This window comes from Arthrobacter sp. I3 (assembly GCF_000520575.1).
GTDB lineage: Bacteria > Actinomycetota > Actinomycetes > Actinomycetales > Micrococcaceae > Arthrobacter > Arthrobacter humicola_A.
The window spans coordinates 82,405-86,128 of the sequence record NZ_KI914910.1; the positions used below are offsets into that span (position 1 = coordinate 82,405).

The following is a 3,724-nucleotide window of genomic DNA, read 5'->3' on the forward strand; positions in this document are numbered from 1 at the left end:
CAGGCACGCCCGGGGGGACGCCAAGGGGGAGGCCCGCAGGCGCGCAGCCGGGGGGGTGAAGCAGGCAGCCGGGCCCGCGTTCCGGCGGCCCCGGAGATATTGAAGTTTGTACCCCGCAGGCCTACATTGAAACGACGAGGTGGCAGCGGCTCATGCACGAACTTTCGATCACGCAAAGTCTTGTGGAGGCGGTCCTGGACCGGACCGGCGGCCGCTCCGTGACGGGCGTCAACCTGCGGATCGGGCCCTTGAGCGGCGTCCTCCCGGACGCCGTGCGCTTTTGCTTCGAAGTCGTTTCAGCTGACACGCCGCTGGCCGGGGCAACCCTGACGATCGATGAATCCGAGGGCCGGGCCAGATGCCGCAGCTGCCGCGACGAGTTCGTCCTTGAGGACATGTTTCTGCTCTGCCCCTGCGGCAGTGCCGATGTCGAAGTCGTCAGTGGCCGGGAGCTCCTGGTCACCTCGGTGGAGGTTGCGTAGACATGTGTGCGACGTGCGGATGCGGCGACGATGCCGGCACCAGGGTTTGGGACCTCGACGGCACTGTGCACGACATCTTGCCCGCTGCTGCGGCCCCGCACGAACATCCGCACCCGCATCCGCACGAGCATCCGCACGATCACGGCCATCCCCACGATCACGAGCACGATCACGGCCATCCGCGTCCCCAATCCCCCGGGACGGCCGACGCCGGGCACAGCCCCGCGGCGGAGGGACGGACCCTCATCTCCCTGGAGGAAAACCTGCTCGCCAAGAACGACCTCCTGGCCGCACGGAACCGGGGTTGGCTGGAAGGACGCGGCATCCAGGCCTTCAATGTCATGAGTTCCCCGGGGGCCGGCAAGACCACGCTCCTGGTTCGGACCATCAGGGAACTTGCCGGTGAGCTGGACATTGGTGTGATCGAAGGGGACCAGGAGACCTCGCTGGACGCCGACCGGATCCGGTCCACCGGGCGGCCGGTGATCCAAATCAACACCGGGGCGGGCTGCCACCTGGACGCCGGGATGCTGCAGCGGGCGCTGGGCGCGCTGGATCCGGTCCCCGGATCGACACTCTTCATCGAAAACGTGGGCAACCTGGTGTGCCCGGCATTGTTCGACCTCGGCGAATCGGCCCGGGTCGTGGTGATCTCAGTTACGGAGGGCGATGACAAACCACAGAAATACCCCCATATGTTCCTGGCTGCCGACCTGGTGATCATCAACAAAGCAGACCTGCTCCCCTATGTGGAGTTCGACGTCGAACGTTGCGTGCGCCAGGCGCGCCTGCTCAATCCCGGCGTCGACGTCCTGACCCTGTCAGCTACCACCGGCGACGGCATGGACGGCTGGCTGGAGTGGATCCGGAAGAATCCCCACCCCGCGGCGGCTGCCGCCGGGAGTGCGCCGCGCTCTGGCGGACTACGAGTTTGACCGTTGACGCAACATTCGAGCCTCGGCCACAGGGCGGGCTCCGAAGGAGGCAACGATGCCTACAGCTACTGCATTGAAAGCGGAAGAAACCTTGATCCACGTCCTGTGGATCAATGCCGGACTCAGTTGCGACGGTGACTCCGTGGCCCTGACGGCGGCAACCCAGCCAAGCGTCGAGGAGATAGCCCTTGGGGCGCTTCCCGGACTACCCAAGATTGCCATGCACTGGCCGCTGATCGACTTCGAATGCGGCCCGCAGCAAGGCGCCGACGACTTCCTCGAGTGGTTCCGCAAGGCGGACCGCGGCGAGCTGGAGCCGTTTGTGCTGGTGGTGGAGGGGTCCATCCCGAATGAAAAGCTGCACGCCGCGGGCGGCTACTGGGCGGCCTTCGGCAACAACCTCGACACCGGACAGCCGATCACCACCAGCGAGTGGCTGGACCGGCTGGCGCCCAAGGCGACGGCGGTCATCGCCGCCGGGACCTGTGCGACCTACGGCGGCATCCATGCCATGGCCGGAAACCCTACCGGCGCCATGGGGGTGCCCGACTATCTCGGGTATGACTGGCGCTCCAAAGCCGGGATCCCGATCGTGTGCGTCCCGGGCTGCCCCATCCAGCCGGACAACCTCTCCGAAACCATGACGTACCTGCTGTATCAGGCCACCGGACAGGCCCCCATGATTCCCCTGGATGAGGCGCTCCGGCCGACCTGGCTGTTTGGCCAGACGGTGCACGAGGGATGCGACCGCGCGGGGTACTACGAACAGGGCGACTTCGCCACCGAATACGGGTCCCCGAAGTGCATCGTCAAGCTCGGCTGCTGGGGACCGGTGGTCAAGTGCAACGTGCCCAAACGCGGCTGGATGAACGGAATCGGCGGCTGCCCCAACGTAGGCGGCATCTGCATCGGCTGCACAATGCCGGGCTTCCCGGACAAATTCATGCCGTTCATGGACGAACCTCCCGGCGGCAAGCTGTCGACCGCGTCGGTCATGCCGTACGGCAAGACCATCAGGACACTGCGGAACATCACGAAGCACACGCTGGACCAGGAACCCCGCTGGCGCAAACCCGGTAATGATCTGCTGACCGGCGCCAAGCGGACCTGGTAGGGACGCTAGGCAGAGAGGCAATGCAATGACTTCGACGATTCCGATGCCCTCGGCGGACGGTACCGCGGGCGAGAACCTGGTGGAGATGGCCTGGGACCCGATCACAAGGATCGTCGGCAGCCTCGGCATCTACACCAAGGTCGATTTCAAGAACAACCAAGTGGTGGAATGCCACAGCACGTCCTCGATTTTCCGCGGCTATTCCATCTTCATGCGCGGCAAGGACCCCCGGGATGCGCACTTCATCACGAGCCGGATCTGCGGAATCTGTGGCGACAACCATGCCACCTGTTCCTGTTACGCGCAGAACATGGCCTACGGCGTGAAGCCGCCCCACTTGGGCGAATGGATCGTCAACCTGGGCGAGGCCGCCGAGTACATGTTTGACCACAACATCTTCCAGGAGAACCTGGTCGGCGTGGACTACTGCGAGAAGATGGTCTCCGAAACCAACCCGTCGGTGCTGGCCAAAGCCGAGAACACACCGGCCCCGCAGGCAGCCGCGCACGGCTACCGCACGATCGCGGACATCATGCGCTCGCTGAACCCGTTTACCGGGGAGTTCTACCGCGAGGCGCTGCAAGTGAGCCGGATGACCCGGGAAATGTTCTGCCTGATGGAGGGCCGGCATGTCCATCCCTCCACGCTTTACCCCGGCGGCGTGGGCACCGTGGCGACGATCCAGCTGATGACGGACTACATCACCAGGCTCATGCGGTACGTGGAGTTCATGAAGAAGGTCGTGCCGATGCACGATGACCTCTTCGACTTCTTCTATGCGGCCCTGCCCGGGTACGAGCAGGTGGGGCTGCGGCGCACCCTGCTGGGCTGCTGGGGGTCCTTCCAGGACCCGGAGTTCTGCAATTTCGCCTACAAGGACATGACGGAGTGGGGCCGGAAGATGTTCGTCACCCCCGGCGTCGTGGTGGACGGCAAACTCGTGACCACGGACCTGGTGCGCATCAACCTGGGGATCCGGATCATGCTGGGCTCGTCCTACTACGAGGACTGGGGCGACCAGGAAATGTTCGTCACCCGCGACCCGCTGGGCAACCCGGTGGACCGCCGGCACCCCTGGAACCAGCACACCAACCCGCGGCCACAGAAGCGCGACCTCGAGGACAAGTACAGCTGGGTGATGTCACCGCGGTGGAATGACGGCGAGAACAACCTGGCGCTGGATACCGGCGGCG

General features: G+C 65.0%; 4 protein-coding genes. All 4 read left to right on the forward strand.

Features of this window, described 5'->3' with window-relative positions; translation table 11 throughout:
- Nucleotides 1–152: 152 nt before the first annotated feature.
- Nucleotides 153–482, forward strand: coding sequence for a hydrogenase maturation nickel metallochaperone HypA/HybF (locus Y706_RS0106235; RefSeq protein ID WP_028275916.1), 330 nt, complete (start codon nt 153–155; stop codon nt 480–482).
- Between the two features lie 2 nt (nt 483–484).
- Nucleotides 485–1,417, forward strand: coding sequence for a hydrogenase nickel incorporation protein HypB (gene hypB / locus Y706_RS0106240; protein ID WP_028275917.1), 933 nt, complete (start codon nt 485–487; stop codon nt 1,415–1,417).
- Nucleotides 1,418–1,472: 55 nt separating this feature from the next.
- Nucleotides 1,473–2,531, forward strand: a complete 1,059-nt coding sequence (locus Y706_RS0106245) for an NADH-quinone oxidoreductase subunit B family protein (RefSeq protein ID WP_028275918.1) — start codon at nt 1,473–1,475, stop codon at nt 2,529–2,531.
- Between the two features lie 25 nt (nt 2,532–2,556).
- Nucleotides 2,557–3,724 (forward strand): nickel-dependent hydrogenase large subunit (locus tag Y706_RS27870; protein WP_043435070.1); only part of this gene is annotated, 1,168 nt, incomplete at its 3' end.